This window comes from Metabacillus endolithicus (assembly GCF_023078335.1).
Classification (GTDB): Bacteria; Bacillota; Bacilli; order Bacillales; family Bacillaceae; genus Metabacillus; species Metabacillus endolithicus.
In genome coordinates, this window is record NZ_CP095550.1 from 650,488 (window position 1) to 664,728 (window position 14,241).

General features: G+C 34.2%; 15 protein-coding genes and 2 pseudogenes. 4 read left to right on the forward strand and 13 right to left on the reverse strand.

Features of this window, described 5'->3' with window-relative positions; all coding sequences use genetic code 11:
• Positions 1-179: 179 nt before the first annotated feature.
• Entirely contained in the window at positions 180-431 is a 252-nt protein-coding gene (locus MVE64_RS03570; protein WP_098797407.1) for a DUF2535 family protein, read from the reverse strand.
• A 135-nt stretch (positions 432-566) separates the two neighbouring features.
• Positions 567-1,835: a threonine ammonia-lyase IlvA gene (gene ilvA, locus MVE64_RS03575; RefSeq protein ID WP_247343863.1), complete on the reverse strand. Its 1,269-nt coding sequence runs from the start codon at positions 1,833-1,835 to the stop codon at positions 567-569.
• A 195-nt stretch (positions 1,836-2,030) separates the two neighbouring features.
• On the opposite strand from ilvA, the gene MVE64_RS03580 reads away from it, so the two are divergent.
• Positions 2,031-2,267 carry a hypothetical protein gene (locus MVE64_RS03580; RefSeq protein ID WP_247343866.1) on the forward strand — a complete coding sequence of 79 codons (237 nt, stop codon included), beginning with the start codon at positions 2,031-2,033 and terminating at the stop codon, positions 2,265-2,267.
• Positions 2,268-2,367: 100 nt separating this feature from the next.
• Positions 2,368-3,010: pseudogene (trhA, locus tag MVE64_RS03585) on the forward strand (PAQR family membrane homeostasis protein TrhA).
• 144 nt (positions 3,011-3,154) lie between these two features.
• Here the strand turns inward: trhA and MVE64_RS03590 are convergent.
• Both MVE64_RS03590 and MVE64_RS03595 read right to left on the reverse strand, forming a co-directional pair.
• Positions 3,155-4,345, reverse strand: coding sequence for an MFS transporter (locus MVE64_RS03590; protein WP_247343868.1), 1,191 nt, complete (start codon positions 4,343-4,345; stop codon positions 3,155-3,157).
• Positions 4,346-4,509: 164 nt separating this feature from the next.
• A complete protein-coding gene (locus MVE64_RS03595) occupies positions 4,510-5,595 on the reverse strand; it encodes an ROK family transcriptional regulator (protein ID WP_247346947.1) in 1,086 nt (361 codons plus the stop codon).
• Positions 5,596-5,708: 113 nt separating this feature from the next.
• Between MVE64_RS03595 and MVE64_RS03600 the strand changes: the two genes are divergently transcribed.
• Both MVE64_RS03600 and MVE64_RS28280 read left to right on the forward strand, forming a co-directional pair.
• Positions 5,709-5,948 carry a hypothetical protein gene (locus MVE64_RS03600; protein WP_247343871.1) on the forward strand — a complete coding sequence of 80 codons (240 nt, stop codon included), beginning with the start codon at positions 5,709-5,711 and terminating at the stop codon, positions 5,946-5,948.
• A 32-nt stretch (positions 5,949-5,980) separates the two neighbouring features.
• Entirely contained in the window at positions 5,981-6,373 is a 393-nt protein-coding gene (locus MVE64_RS28280; protein ID WP_486640090.1) for a hypothetical protein, read from the forward strand.
• A gap of 36 nt (positions 6,374-6,409) precedes the next feature.
• Here MVE64_RS28280 and MVE64_RS03610 read toward each other — a convergent pair whose 3' ends face one another.
• The 9 genes and pseudogenes from MVE64_RS03610 to MVE64_RS03650 all read right to left on the reverse strand — a co-directional run bounded on the left by MVE64_RS03610 (position 6,410) and on the right by MVE64_RS03650 (position 14,168).
• Complete coding sequence (locus tag MVE64_RS03610; RefSeq protein WP_247343875.1) at positions 6,410-6,907, reverse strand: dihydrofolate reductase; 498 nt, start codon at positions 6,905-6,907, stop codon at positions 6,410-6,412.
• Positions 6,904-7,698, reverse strand: a complete 795-nt coding sequence (locus MVE64_RS03615; protein WP_247343878.1) for a thymidylate synthase — start codon at positions 7,696-7,698, stop codon at positions 6,904-6,906. The genes MVE64_RS03610 and MVE64_RS03615 overlap by 4 nt, the downstream gene beginning before the upstream one ends.
• A gap of 47 nt (positions 7,699-7,745) precedes the next feature.
• Complete coding sequence (locus tag MVE64_RS03620) at positions 7,746-8,486, reverse strand: anthrax toxin lethal factor-related metalloendopeptidase (RefSeq protein ID WP_247343881.1); 741 nt, start codon at positions 8,484-8,486, stop codon at positions 7,746-7,748.
• 209 nt (positions 8,487-8,695) lie between these two features.
• On the reverse strand, positions 8,696-9,301 hold the full coding sequence (locus MVE64_RS03625; RefSeq protein WP_231307719.1) for a YpjP family protein: 606 nt from the start codon (positions 9,299-9,301) through the stop codon (positions 8,696-8,698).
• Between the two features lie 336 nt (positions 9,302-9,637).
• A complete protein-coding gene (locus MVE64_RS03630; RefSeq protein WP_098797417.1) occupies positions 9,638-9,769 on the reverse strand; it encodes a YuzL family protein in 132 nt (43 codons plus the stop codon).
• 31 nt (positions 9,770-9,800) lie between these two features.
• Entirely contained in the window at positions 9,801-10,580 is a 780-nt protein-coding gene (locus tag MVE64_RS03635) for a class I SAM-dependent methyltransferase (RefSeq protein ID WP_247343884.1), read from the reverse strand.
• Positions 10,581-10,641: 61 nt separating this feature from the next.
• Positions 10,642-11,076 (reverse strand): BrxA/BrxB family bacilliredoxin, encoded by a 435-nt coding sequence (locus MVE64_RS03640; protein WP_247343887.1) that lies wholly within the window; start codon positions 11,074-11,076, stop codon positions 10,642-10,644.
• A 186-nt stretch (positions 11,077-11,262) separates the two neighbouring features.
• Positions 11,263-12,954 (reverse strand): dihydroxy-acid dehydratase, encoded by a 1,692-nt coding sequence (ilvD, locus tag MVE64_RS03645; protein WP_247343890.1) that lies wholly within the window; start codon positions 12,952-12,954, stop codon positions 11,263-11,265.
• Between the two features lie 95 nt (positions 12,955-13,049).
• Positions 13,050-14,168 (reverse strand): annotated as a pseudogene (locus MVE64_RS03650) (conserved virulence factor C family protein).
• Positions 14,169-14,241 lie beyond the last annotated feature (73 nt).

The following is a 14,241-nucleotide window of genomic DNA, read 5'->3' on the forward strand; positions in this document are numbered from 1 at the left end:
TATACCCCCATTAAAGGCACATTCAATGAAATTATTTCTTATCTCTTAAAATTATATGCGACTTCAAACCTATTGATTGTTATATTGTCCATGTGTTTTATTCCGAAAGAATGAAGAATTAAGTAATCATTTAAGTCATTTAAAACAAAAAAAGAGAACCAGACACTCCTGGTTCTCTCCTAAGCATTGTTTTTTAATATACTACTTCCAAAGATAGCCTCGTAATCAGGCCATTTCAACACTTTTTTCAAGTAATCTTTAAAAGAATATATACTTCTTGGATTTATCTGTGTTTGGATAATGGATATAAACTTCTGTAAACGGATTTGAAGCATGAAACGGTTTTTGTTATCCTCCTCCAATACTGGGATATCAGTAATTTTTACCTTCTGTCCACTTGCCAGTTTGAACTCTAGGCTCTTGAATAACAAGTTATCAATCCTCTTTTTTACCCGTTTCCTATATTATAACCCAATTACAATGAGAAGTCTGTCTATTTTTGTCTAATGAAAAGTTTTTTTTTGGCGTTTTCATCGTTGAGATATCAACGTTTTCACAAAATACAATTAGATTAAAAGGTGAAATAAATTACTATCCTTATTCACTTCTGTTACAAAAAAACCTTTCTTTTTCATTCTTTTTACAAGAGGTTCATAATCTTCTTTTTGTTTTAATTCAATACCTACTAATGCTGGTCCATTGTCTTTGTTATTCTTCTTGGTATACTCAAAGCGATTGATATCATCGGTTGGCCCAAGTACTTCAACTAAGAACTCTCTTAACGCTCCTGCACGTTGTGGGAAATTCACAATAAAATAATGCTGTAACCCTTCATAAATCATTGAACGTTCTTTGATCTCCTGCATTCTACCAATGTCATTGTTACCTCCACTTACAATACAAACAACACTTTTACCCTTAATTTCATCTCGTAAAAAATCAAGAGATGCAATTGACATCGCTCCAGCAGGCTCTGCTACAATTGCATTTTCGTTATATAACTCTAAAATAGTTGTACAGATTTTTCCTTCTGGAACAAGCAGAACTTTGTCCAATACATCGTTACAAATAGAAAAGGTTTTGTCTCCGACCTTTTTGACTGCTGCTCCATCAACAAATTTATCAATCTTCTCAAGAGAAACTACTTTGTTTTCTACTCTTGATTGATAAAGAGCAGGTGCCCCCTCTGGTTCAACACCAATCAGCTTTGTTGAAGGTGATATTGCGTGAAAGTAGGTACCTACACCAGAAATCAAACCGCCTCCACCAACACTTGCTACAACATAGTCAATGTCCACATCTGCATCGTTCAAAATTTCTACTCCTACGGTCCCTTGTCCAGCAATTACATCTACATCATCAAAAGGGTGAATGAAAGTTCGGCTCTCTTCTTCACTGCTAATCATTGCCTTTTGATATGCATCATCAAACGTATCGCCGGTTAAAATAATATCAACGTATTCTTTACCGAACAGTTCAACTTGAGAAACTTTCTGACGAGGAGTTGTTGACGGCATAAAAATTTTCCCATGGATTTTTAATTGACGGCAAGAGTATGCAACACCTTGTGCATGATTTCCAGCACTAGCACATACGATACCATTCTTTGTTTTTTCAGAATCAAGCTGCTTAATCTTATTAAAAGCACCTCTGATTTTAAATGAGCGAACAACTTGTTGATCTTCTCGTTTTAAGTAAACATTACACTCATATTTTTCAGAGAGCTGTTCGTTTTTTTGTAATGGAGTATGTGTTACAACATCTTTAAGTAAATGATGCGCTTTTAAAATATCTTCCACAAAAACATTTTGCAATTCATTGATTGTTTGTTTCATTGTCACGGTCCTTTCAACTGCTTGTTAATTTGAAATTATATCATGAATATTCAAAATTTAAAGGAAATATCAAAAAGTTTTACATATTTTTTAATTTTATGTTTCATAGATAGATGAATTACAAGCAATAAGCTGACAAACTTTCAAAAGATGAAAAAATTATTTACACAAAAACTTTTATGAGGTGATAAAATAATGGAATATGAAATAAAAAATAAGGAAGGTGCAATTCCTTGTTTAATTGTTGCAGATGATGAAAATGGTCGTTACATGATAAGAGAAGCTGACACGAGCGGTGAAGTGTTTAACAGTTCGAGAGAAATGCTTTTTTGGATTTATGAAAATTGGGAAGAACAAGATTTTGAGGACAAACAATTGTTTCATCAAATAGTCTCTTCCTTACAAGATCATGTTCGGCAATCAAAAAGCTAGTTTTTCTAGTGAAAAAATGATAAATGTCACTATTTCATCTTATGAATGAATGATATAATTTATAAATTATTGAAAACAATTTCATTGAAAGGAGAAAAGCATGGCAAACACACATACCTTTTCTAAAGGTGAAGAAATAGCAAATTCAATTACTCATGGTATTGGCGGCTTACTAAGCATTGCTGGTTTAGTCATATTGATTATCTTTTCCTCCTTACACGGAAATGCTTGGCATATCGTAAGCTTCACTTTGTTTGGAGTAACGATGGTTTTGCTATATACAGCTTCAACCTTAGTTCACAGCTTTCCAGCAGGTAGAGCAAAAGATTTTTTTGAAATATTAGATCACTCCGCTATTTACTTTTTTATTGCTGGCACCTATACACCCTTTCTTTTTATTGCGGTAAAAGGATGGGTCGGTTGGACATTATTTGGAATTGTTTGGGGTTTGGCAATAGGCGGAACAGTTTTCAAATCATTCTTCGTTAAGAAGTACTTATTCTTTTCTACCATTATGTATGTTGTAATGGGATTGGTTAATTGTCTTTGCTTGGAACCACATTATTAGCAACGTACCCTTTAATGGTGTAGTCTTGCTTGTCATTGGTGGAGTATTATATACAATTGGTGCAATTTTTTACGTTTGGCGTGGTTTTAAATATCATCATGCTGTTTGGCATACTTTTGTTTTAGCAGGTACAGTGCTGCACTTCTTCTCTGTATTATTGTATTTGTTGCCATAATAAGACTTAAAAGGCGCTATCCTTCAGGGTAGCGCCTTTTGATTTAAAGTAATTACTTTGAGTCATTTTATTTAAAAGAGAAAACTTTTAAAATTCACTTTGTTATAAAAGGTTAAATTACTGTTGTATTTGCATTTTCCCTCTTTAGTAAAGCCTCTTTGTTAGTAATACATTTAGTTTTTCAGAACTTAACAGCATTGCTGCAATAATAAGAATAATACAAATTGGGAATATTCCTATTGTTGTATAAGACGCCATGAAACCTAGTAGAGGCGGCAAAAATGTACTTCCTGTATAAGCTACCGCCATTTGATAACCCATAATAGTTTGGGAATGCTTTTTCCCAAAACGTGTAGGTGTCTCATGTAACATACACGGGAATATTGGCGCTAATCCTAACCCGATCATAATAAAACCTACTAAAGAGAAAACCGACGGCAATGGTAGGAATAAAAAGATAGCACCTGTTAATGCTAGTAATTGACCTGTACGAATGAGACTACGATTACTATATTTGAAAGTAACAAAGCCTGTTAGAAAACGACCAATTGTTATTCCTGCATAATAAAAGGAAACCCATTGTGCTGCAACTGCTACAGGTATTTCTCTAACATTTACCAAATAACTACTTCCCCAGAGACCAACTGTTGCTTCAACTCCACAATAAAATAGAAAGGATGCCAAAGCCAGTTTTACTCCCTTAATTTGTAAAGGTTTTACTTCTCCATCACGGATTATCTCATCTGAATCTACTATTTCTTCATTTGAGGTCGTATTGTTGTTTTTTACCACTCTATTCCATAATGGCAAGGTAAAGAATAGAATAATAGCTAATGTAAACTGAATTGCTGCAATTGTAAAATATCCATTTCTCCAAGTATTTTGGCCTGAAATAAATTGAGCCATAATGATAGGACCAAAAGTAGCTCCAACTCCCCAAAAACAATGTAACCAGCTCATATGGTGAGCTTTATAATGTGTAGCAACATAATCATTTAATCCTGCATCAATAGCTCCTGCACCTAAACCAAGTGGTATAGCAAATAAAAATAACCATAAAACTGAAGGAGCAAAGTTAAACCCTAACAAAGCACCTGCGGTCATTAAAACACTGACAAATGTAACCTGCCCCGTCCCGAACCTTTTAAGAATCTTTCCGCTAGCTAAACTTGAGATAATCGTACCGCCTGCAATCGTCATAAAAAGAAATCCAGCAGTCTCAAGCGGAGCACCATAATCCGATTTCATTACAGGCCACGCTACCCCTAACAGTGAATCAGGTAAACCTAAGCTGATAAATGCTAAATAAATAATAACTAAAAGGAATGTTGTCATATTAACCTCGCCTATATCTATCAATAATAGTCAATTCTTCTCTTTAACAATTCAATATTATAAAAACACTTATTAAAGATTTTTAAAAAGTAAAGAGAATAAAAGTATTAAACTTAAAAGCTATGGACAAAAATTCTCTTCACATAATATTACACTTATGTAATTTATTGATCATTAATCATAAGATCAAGTCCAATGCTTTGTAACCCAAATAAATAATCTTGTTTCATATCACTAGTGACTAGCTCTGGAAGATGCTCTGACGGAATATATTTTGAACTGCATATAGCCATTTTATTTAGCATTTCTTTTTTTATTTCACTATTTGAAAAAATAATTGAATGTGGGTTAATGATTGCTGCAAATGAAGCTACCAATCTGCTAATTGCATCTATCGTTTCATCATTTTCATAAAGTATTATTTTTTTAGACCCATTTTTAATTTCAAGAGCCTGCCCAAAATTCCGATTATTATACTGAGGTACAAATGAAACCTCTCCAGAGAAAGAAGTGCTTCCCCGCACCACATCACCATTTATCATAATACCTGCACCCGGACCATTTTGACCAAGATACAAATAGATGAGAGACTGCCCATTTATATTCCCTGTTTTATTGTTATATCCAAGAACTGATGCATTCATATCGTTCTCTACTGCAACAGGTATGGAAAAATACTCCTCATAATATCCTTTTAAATCAAAATTTTGAAACTGATCATATTCTGGTATAAAAATAATCCGACCATTATCTACAGAACCTGGAACTCCGATTGCTAAAGAACTGATTTTCGGAAATTTATTTAGCAAGTTTTCAATACAGCTAGTTAGTACTGGTAACCCGTCATTTATTAATACACTTGATACCTTTCCCTGCTCCTTTACTTCTCCTATACAATTAAATATTGTATAATTTGACTCACTTTTCTCTAAAAAAATGGCCAGTCCTAGCATATGCTCGGGGTTGTATCTGTATCTTTTTGCTCGTCTCCCTCCACTAGATTCATCTAAACCGACTAAAATAATTTCCCCATCTTTCTCCATTTCCGCGAGGAACTTACTTATTGTCGGGAAACTAATTTCTATTGCTTGACTTAGTTCAACTTTTGTGGCACTCCCCAGCCTTAAAAGAGTTGTACGAATGTTACGAAGAATATTCTTCTTTACCATCTCTTGTGTAGCAAATACTTTTTTCAATGTATTCACCCCCCTAAAAAACTTATTAAATATCTTTAATAAGTAATGTAGCATATTATTATATTGCAAACAATCCTTCAATTTCATTTCATTATAAGTACAAAAAATTCCTTAGTTCAACTTATATTATAGTGAGTATTTTTGATATTAAAAACTAGGGGGACAATATGAATATTTATGAAGCCGTAGAGGAACTCACTAAAGCGGGAGTCTCTGAGAGTATAAGAACGCTAACAATAAGAAAGTGGATTAAAGAAGGAAAAATCACTTCTTCCGACAATAACGGCTACAGTGTTGATAAACAAACAACGAAGTTATTACAAAACAGCCTGCGAGATGAAAAAAATGAGATTATCAAGAAACTCCAAACAAAAATTAAGCTACAGGAGCAATATATTGAGGGATAAAAGCCATTCATAAAGATGCTACCAGTTCCTTTATAACACAACGAGAAAATTTAAACCGAGAAATATCACTACTTAAAAAGGAAAATAATGACTTACAAAAGGAAGTTACTCAATTATTAAAAGAAAATATTAGATTAAGAGATGACTTAATCAAATACAAAGAAAATTCAATGAATAAAAATAAAAATAGCGACTATGATCAACAAGAACAACCCACATCATATGATCTATCTTATCACCTAAGAGAATATCATCATAAATTAGGTCTAGCAAAAATAGCAGGTAAAAAAGAAATTGTTGCTAGTTACAAGGAATTATTAAAATTAACACACCCTGATCATGGTGGAGATCCTAAATGTTTTCATTACATAAAGGCTGATTTTGATACTTTTAAAAGAAACCTTAAAAATAACATTAAAAGGTAGTATGAATTAAAATTAAAAAAAGCATCATTTCGTTCTTCAACGAAATGATGCTTTTTTCTCATATACAACAAACTCATAATCATAAGGATTTTTTTCATCCTTCATTCCTTTATCACATTTCACCATATCCCACTCTTCTTCATTTGTTCTAGGAAAATATGTATCTCCCTCAAACTCATGATAAATATGTGTAATATAAAGGCGGTCACTGCAAGGTAAGATTTGCTGAAATATCTCCGCTCCTCCTATGACAAAGATTTCTTCATCAGATTGCTCAGATAGTTCCACTATATCTTCTAAAGAATTCAGGACTAAACAACCTTCTTGGGAATAATTTTGATCTCTAGTAACAATTATATTTTCTCGACCAGGAAGCGGTCTGCCGATAGATTCAAAGGTTTTTCTTCCCATTACAATTTTATGGTTCATCGTTGTTTTTTTAAAATAAGCCAGATCTTGTGGGAGGTGCCATGGAAGTTGATTATCTTTTCCAATAAGGCGATTAGTATCCATTGCAACTAGTAAAGAAATCAAACACTAACAGCTCCTTTAATATGTGGATGAGGATTGTAGTTTTCGAAACTGAAGTCCTCAAAAGAGAAATCAAAAATAGATTTAACATCTTTGTTCACCACTAAAGTTGGTAATGGCCTAGGATCTCGTTGTAATTGTTCTTTTACTTGTTCAACATGATTTGAGTAGATGTGAACATCTCCAAAAGTGTGAACAAACTCCCCTACCTCTAAGTTAGTTGCTTGTGCGATCATATGAACAAGTAAAGCATATGATGCAATATTAAATGGCACACCTAAGAAAACGTCAGCAGAACGTTGATATAACTGACATGAAAGCTTCCCATCTGCTACATAAAATTGAAAAAAGCAATGACAAGGTGGTAGTGCCATAGAATCAACATCAGCAACATTCCAGGCTGAAACAATTAATCTTCTGGAATCTGGGTTGTTCTTAATTTGCTCGACAACATTCGTAATTTGATCAATAGTAGAACCATCTCTTGCAGGCCATGCTCTCCACTGATGTCCGTATACTGGACCCAGTTCTCCATCTTCATCTGCCCATTCATTCCAAATTTTCACACCATTATCTTGAAGATACTTTACATTTGTATCACCTTTAAGAAACCATAAAAGTTCATGAATAATTGATTTCGTGTGTAATTTTTTTGTCGTAATTAACGGAAATCCTTCTTGAAGGTTGAACCTCATTTGATAACCAAATGTACTTATTGTCCCCGTACCTGTTCGGTCTTCTTTTATCACTCCATTTGCAAGTACATGTTGACATAATTCCAAATATTGTTTCATTTAGACATTTCCCCTTACTTTTAATCCTTCATGTATTTTACCATACTTTAATATTGAGAATTCACATAAATATTTTTGCGTATCTCTGCTGCTTGTGTTTCTAGTGAACGAATAAATGTAAAAGTTAATGGAGCTTTTTCTTGTAGAGTTAATTTCGTTTGATTATTGTAATAATACATGGCAAATGTTTCAGCAAAATATTCTTCAGGGAATTGGATAAAATATGATTGTAACGGAAACAGAGAGTCAACTTCTTGTTTCCAGATATTTAAAAAGAGTGGATTTTTTCGAACGTACTGGAAAACATAACGATCAATAGCATGAGCAAATTCATGAAGCTCGAGTGACACAGATCCATGTCCTTTTCCAAATTCGCTATGCCCGATTTTTGCATAAACGACTCTATTATCACTCATCCCCGGAACTAACTCCCAATTTGGATCATTTGTTTCATATCCACGTGGTTTCAAGTCTTTTAATCTATCTAAACCATTTTGACTAGTTAAAGAACCGGTAAATAGTTTAATTTGAATACTTTCCTCTGCTGCTAATAATAAAATGTTTTCATCTACTTTTTGTATATTTTCTATCATCTTCATTGCATCATTTTCTGAAAAGCCTTTAGGAGGTAAATAAACCAATTCACTAACTATTGGTTTAGATAAAGATAATTTATTAGTCTCAAACTTATATGAAGATAGCTGAACACCTTCAGGAAAGGCTTTTGCAAGATGATAAAATGGAATACAAATAAGAGAGAGTAAAAGAATAAATAATGTCTTTTTCATGATGTATATCCCCTCTTTACTAATGAAAAAATTTGTAGAAAACTTAAGAGGTTTGTAGGTGAAATTACTTTCCTACTATACTATCATAAATAGACATTTTTAACTAGAAGTGTGGAATCGTATAGATTATTAGTTTTTGTATCAAGATGATTAAAGCAAAAGGGCATACGGATGTATGCCCTTTCAACATTTTTCATATAATAAAGTCGTTAATGGTAACTCATCCAATTTGGAGGAGTGTTTTTATCCCAATAAATACTGCCTAAATCTTTATGTGATTGAAATGAATCATGATAAGAGTGATAGTGAAAGTTGAACCAATACCCTTCTAAAGGACGATTTTCTCTTCTTACGTGAAAACGCAAAACATCCTCACCTGTTTGTGTGTTATAGATGTGAAAAATCTTTTCTCCGGTACCACCGGATGGCTTTGAAATTTCAACATGTTCAAAAAGTTCGTCATCTTCGACATTTACATAATATGTAATGACTTCCTCCATTTTAGGCAGGATCACTTTTTTAAACTCATCTTGGATTACATCGCCAATTTTATCTCCAAACTTAGAAAAGGATTTTTGCTCTGCTTCAAAAAGAAGAGAATCAATAATTTCATCTTTTGATAAAGATACTTGCTGTTCAACATCTATGTTATCGGATAGTAATGCATGTTCATTTTCATTCGAGAATGTAGGCTTGGTCACCGAATCTTCTGCTGGCTTCTCTTGAACTGCCGCTAAAGACGCAGGTGGTGTTACAAGTCCAAAGGTTGCGATAGAGAATAAAATAAAGAGTGATTTTCTCAACCATTTGTTCATGACAGTTCTTCCTCCAACATTATGATTATAGCAATATTTTATCATAGTCTTAGAGGTTAATATATATCAATTTTATTACAAAATTTAAAAACAATTTGTTCAATAAAATGTAACACTTTTAATGTTGAACGAAAACGTTTAAAATAGAAATATCTATCACATATTATGTACAAAAAGTATAGGAGGGTTTAGAAATGGGTTATGATACTTTATTCGTTGTACTTTCTTTTGTTACACTAGCTTATTTTATTTACGCTGAAATTACGGACTAATACATAAACAAAGGAAAGGGTGCCACAAACGTGAGCACCCTTTTTAGTTGTCAAAGCAAATACTTTATGTTCTCTTTGTCTTTTTTCGAGCGGAATCCACCTGCTTACCACCTGTTTCATTCATAGTGGTACCTTGTCCCTCGACATTTGGAGAGCTAAGGCCGGCTCTAGATGGATCAACTTTTCTTTTTGGCATAAAGATAACACCTCCATGATATTATCTTTTGCTATTTGTTCAGATCTATGACTCCATAATGGAATTTCGCTGTTTTACGGATATTTACTTGAAATTGAAATTCAGCAAAACGTGAACTTCGCCAATGGTCTTTTAACACGAGTCTTTTTGAAGCAACTCGTTTTGCTTCAGTAATAGTCTCTTTAGTTAACGTAGAATAATTAGCAATTCTTTTCAAAGGCTGTAATCCAACGGACCCTTCTATCGTTTCCTCAAACATTGGATCAAAATAAATCACATCAAAACTGTTATCCGGGCATTCTTTCAAAAAAGCAAGATGCTCTGTATTTTTCACATGAATTCTTTTCATTGCATCATCCAATTGAGGTAAACCAGTTTTCCACTGTAAAAGACCTTTTTGTACAAGAAAAGCTAAAGGCTTACTGCCTTCTATTCCAGTAACTATTCCTTTATCACCAACAACATAGCTAGCAATTATACTGTCAGAAGCCAGTCCAAGTGTACAATCTAAAAATGAATTCCCTTTTTCAAGTTTACATGCTAAACAAAAAGGGTCATCTTCTCCCTTTATTATCCTTTTTATTCGAAACATAGCTGAATTAGGATGAAAAAACAAAGGTTCTGTAGAATCAGAAAAATGAAGTTCCATCCGATTTTTCCCAACAACAAGAATATCATCATCATTTTCTCTTTTTAAATGATCAACAGCTTTTTTATTTCTCCTCAAAAAAATTGAATCGAACTCATTTGCAATTTCTATAGCAGACTTTATTAAATTTTCATCAGGCCTTCCTGAAGTGGTGATTATCATACCTACTTATACTCCTATATGTTTTATCTTGTAAAAAAAGGATGCTATAAGCACCCTTTTTTTAACAATATTTTTCAAATGAAGATTCTAAATTTCCCATTATCTCTTCAATTGAGTTTCCTTCAATTTCGTGACGAGGTATAAAGTGAACAACTTCACCGTTTTTCAGAAGTGCCATTGATGGTGACGAAGGTTCGTGCCCTTTAAAATACTCGCGCATTTTACTAGTCGCTTCTTTATCCTGTCCAGCAAAAACTGTAACAATTCGATCTGGTTTTTTTTCTGCATTCAAAACAGATTGTGTAGCGGCAGGCCTTGCTAAGCCGGCTGCACACCCGCAGACAGAGTTAACTACTACTAAAACTGTGCCTTCTTCTTCATTCATGAATTGTTCCACTTCTTCTGCTGTTGTTAATTCTTCAAATCCTGCATTTGTTAATTCTGCTCTCATTGGTTTTACCATTTGTCTCATATATTCTTCATATGCCATTGACATAATAAAATCCCTCCAAAATGTACATTAATGTAAGTAAAGAATACTATAGGGTCCTCATTCTTGCAAATAAATAGAAACAACCTAACAACTAAAAACATTAGGTTGTTTCTTTATTCACTTACTTTTTTATACCTTGTCGTTAATTTGTACGAGAAGTATGAGCTGCTAAAGCTTTAAAATCATTTTTCACTTATCATTTTCCTCGTATAAATCAGTTACTGCGCCTTTTGAAGCACTTGAAACAAGACGGGCATATTTGGAAAGAACACCTCGTTCTAAAAGCTTAGGTGCTGCCCAATTTTTCTTACGTTGCTCAAATTGTTCTTCTGTTAATGCAACAGACAGTTCACGTTTTTCACTATCAACTGTAACCATGTCTCCATTTTCTACAAAAGCGATTGGACCACCAACTTGTGCTTCTGGAGAAATATGACCAACTACTAATCCATGAGATCCTCCTGAGAAACGTCCATCCGTTAATAACGCAACACTTTCTCCTAAACCTTTTCCTACAAGAATCCCTGAAATGGATAGCATTTCAGGCATACCTGGTCCACCTTTTGGGCCTTCATAACGTATGATTAAAACATCACCTGCTTTAATTTCTCCTGAAATAACTGCATCTGATGCTTCTTCTTCTGTGTCAAACACCTTTGCTGGTCCAGTTAACTTCGACACCTTTAAACCAGATACTTTAACAACTGCTCCTTCTGGTGCAAGGTTACCACGTAAAATGACTAAAGGACCATCTTTACGTTTTGCTTCAGATACAGGATAAATTACTTTTTGTCCTTCTTTTAATTCTTTGCAATCTGCTAGGTTTTCAGCAACTGTTTTACCTGTTACCGTTAAACAATCTCCGTGTAAGAAGCCTTCCTGTAGAAGATATTTCATAACAGCTGGAACTCCCCCAACTTGGTGAAGATCATTCATAACATATTTTCCACTTGGCTTTAAGTCTGCTAAATGAGGAACACGTCTTTGAATTCGATCAAAGTCATCAATTGTTAAATCCACTTTAGCAGCATGTGCAATTGCAAGTATATGAAGAACAGCATTTGTTGAACCACCAAGTGCGTACACAACTGTTATTGCATTTTCAAATGCTTCTTTTGTCATGATATCTCTTGGCCTAATTCCTTTTTCAATTAACTTATACACAGCATCACCTGCATCAAAGCAATCTTGAAATTTTTCATCTGATTCAGCAGGGTTAGAGGAGCTGCCAGGTAAACTCATTCCCATTGCTTCGATTGCAGATGCCATTGTGTTTGCTGTATACATTCCTCCGCAAGATCCTGCACCAGGACATGCATGACATTCGATTTTACTTAATTCATCTTTATTAATCTTTCCTGCATTGTATTGACCAACACCTTCAAAAACAGAAACAATATCAATATCTTTTCCATTTAAATTACCTGGTTTAATGGAGCCACCATAAACGAATACTGACGGCAAATTCATACGTGCCAGAGCAATTAAGCACCCCGGCATATTTTTGTCACAGCCTCCAATAGCAACAACTGCATCTAAGCTTTCTCCACCTACAACTGTTTCAATTGAATCAGCAATCACTTCACGGCTTGGAAGAGAATATCTCATACCAGCTGTTCCCATTGAGATTCCATCAGATACGGTAATTGTATTAAAGATCATCCCTTTACCGCCTGCTTCATTTGCTCCGTTCTTTGATTGAATAGCAAGCTTGTCAATATGTATATTACAAGGTGTGACTTCACTCCAAGTACTTGCAACCCCAACCAAAGGTTTTTTAAAATCTTCATCACTAAAACCTACTGCACGAAGCATTGCACGGTTTGGAGCTCTTAACGCCCCTTCAAATACCTTACTTTCATTTCTCAAATCTTTGGTCATCATAATACCTCCATACTTTTCACTTTGTAATAATATTCAGTAAATTCCCTGCAAATAAAAACAGTCAATCGTAATTGACTGTTTAGTTTTGAGTTCTACCCTTTTCTACTCTCTGTCATTTGTTTCCAAACAGAGCCTTTTGCTTCTTCTCCGCCTTCTATTCGTCCAATTGCCATTTTCACTTGCATACTCACTTCAAATTCCGAATCATCCTCGGCTTCTTTTAATGCTTCAAGTAATTGACTCATCTCCTACTTCATATAGAAACATGGCTGCACGCCACCTTACTAGTTTGTTTTTATCTTTAAGTGCAGCCATCATTTCGTTCATTGCGGCAGGATCACCAATATCTGATAAACAGTCACCTGCTGTTCTTCTTACTGTAACTGATTTATCTTTTAGTGCTTTGTATAATAAAGGTAATACAGTTGATTTTTCGATCATACCTAAATAAACAGTCGCAAGCCTTCTAATCGATGGTTTTTCATCATCAAGTGCCTTTTCAAGTACTGGCAGGTCTTCTTCAGTTGGGTCCATTTGGTCTAAATGTGCGAAACGATTTGTCCAATCTTCCTCATCAAGCATATCAAGAGTGACTTTGTATGACTTACGAGCTTGAACTTTTGTTTTTTCTTTTTCAGTTGCTGATTTAATGAGCCTTTTAGACGGTCTTCGGAATAAGCAGCATTGATTTCATCCACAACTTCTATTCCGATATCAGCAAGTTCACCATATCGAACTCCATGTTCTTTCCACTGCCTATCAAGAACAACATTGTCATCGGCTTGTTGTGCAGTCATAACCGCTTCTTTAAAACGATCTGGTAAGCCAAATCGTTCCTCAAGAACTCCATCAGTAAGTTTTACTTGCATTGGAATTCCATTAAACATTTGAATAAAAACCTTTACTTCTCCAAATGCTTCTTCATTTGTTGCATGATTTGCTTGTTCAGCTACATCCTCACCAAATGCTTGACGAACTTGTGCCAAAAGATCTTTCCAATCATATTTTGCATTCCTTTCAACAGCAAGGAAGTCAGCAACATGATAAACACCTTTAATTCCTTCAATGGATAAAATATCTTTAATGATAGCAGGCGCCTCACTAGCTTGATCTTTTTTGTAATTATTGCTTTTTCCAGTAGGAAGCTCTTCTGATAAAAGAACCTTCATCGTATTTGGACTAGGAGTAGGTTCAATTGAATTTATTTTCATAATGGCACTCCTTTATTTTTTTCGTAATGATATTGTAACATAGCCACTATTTTTCATGCCATTCATAGGGTTT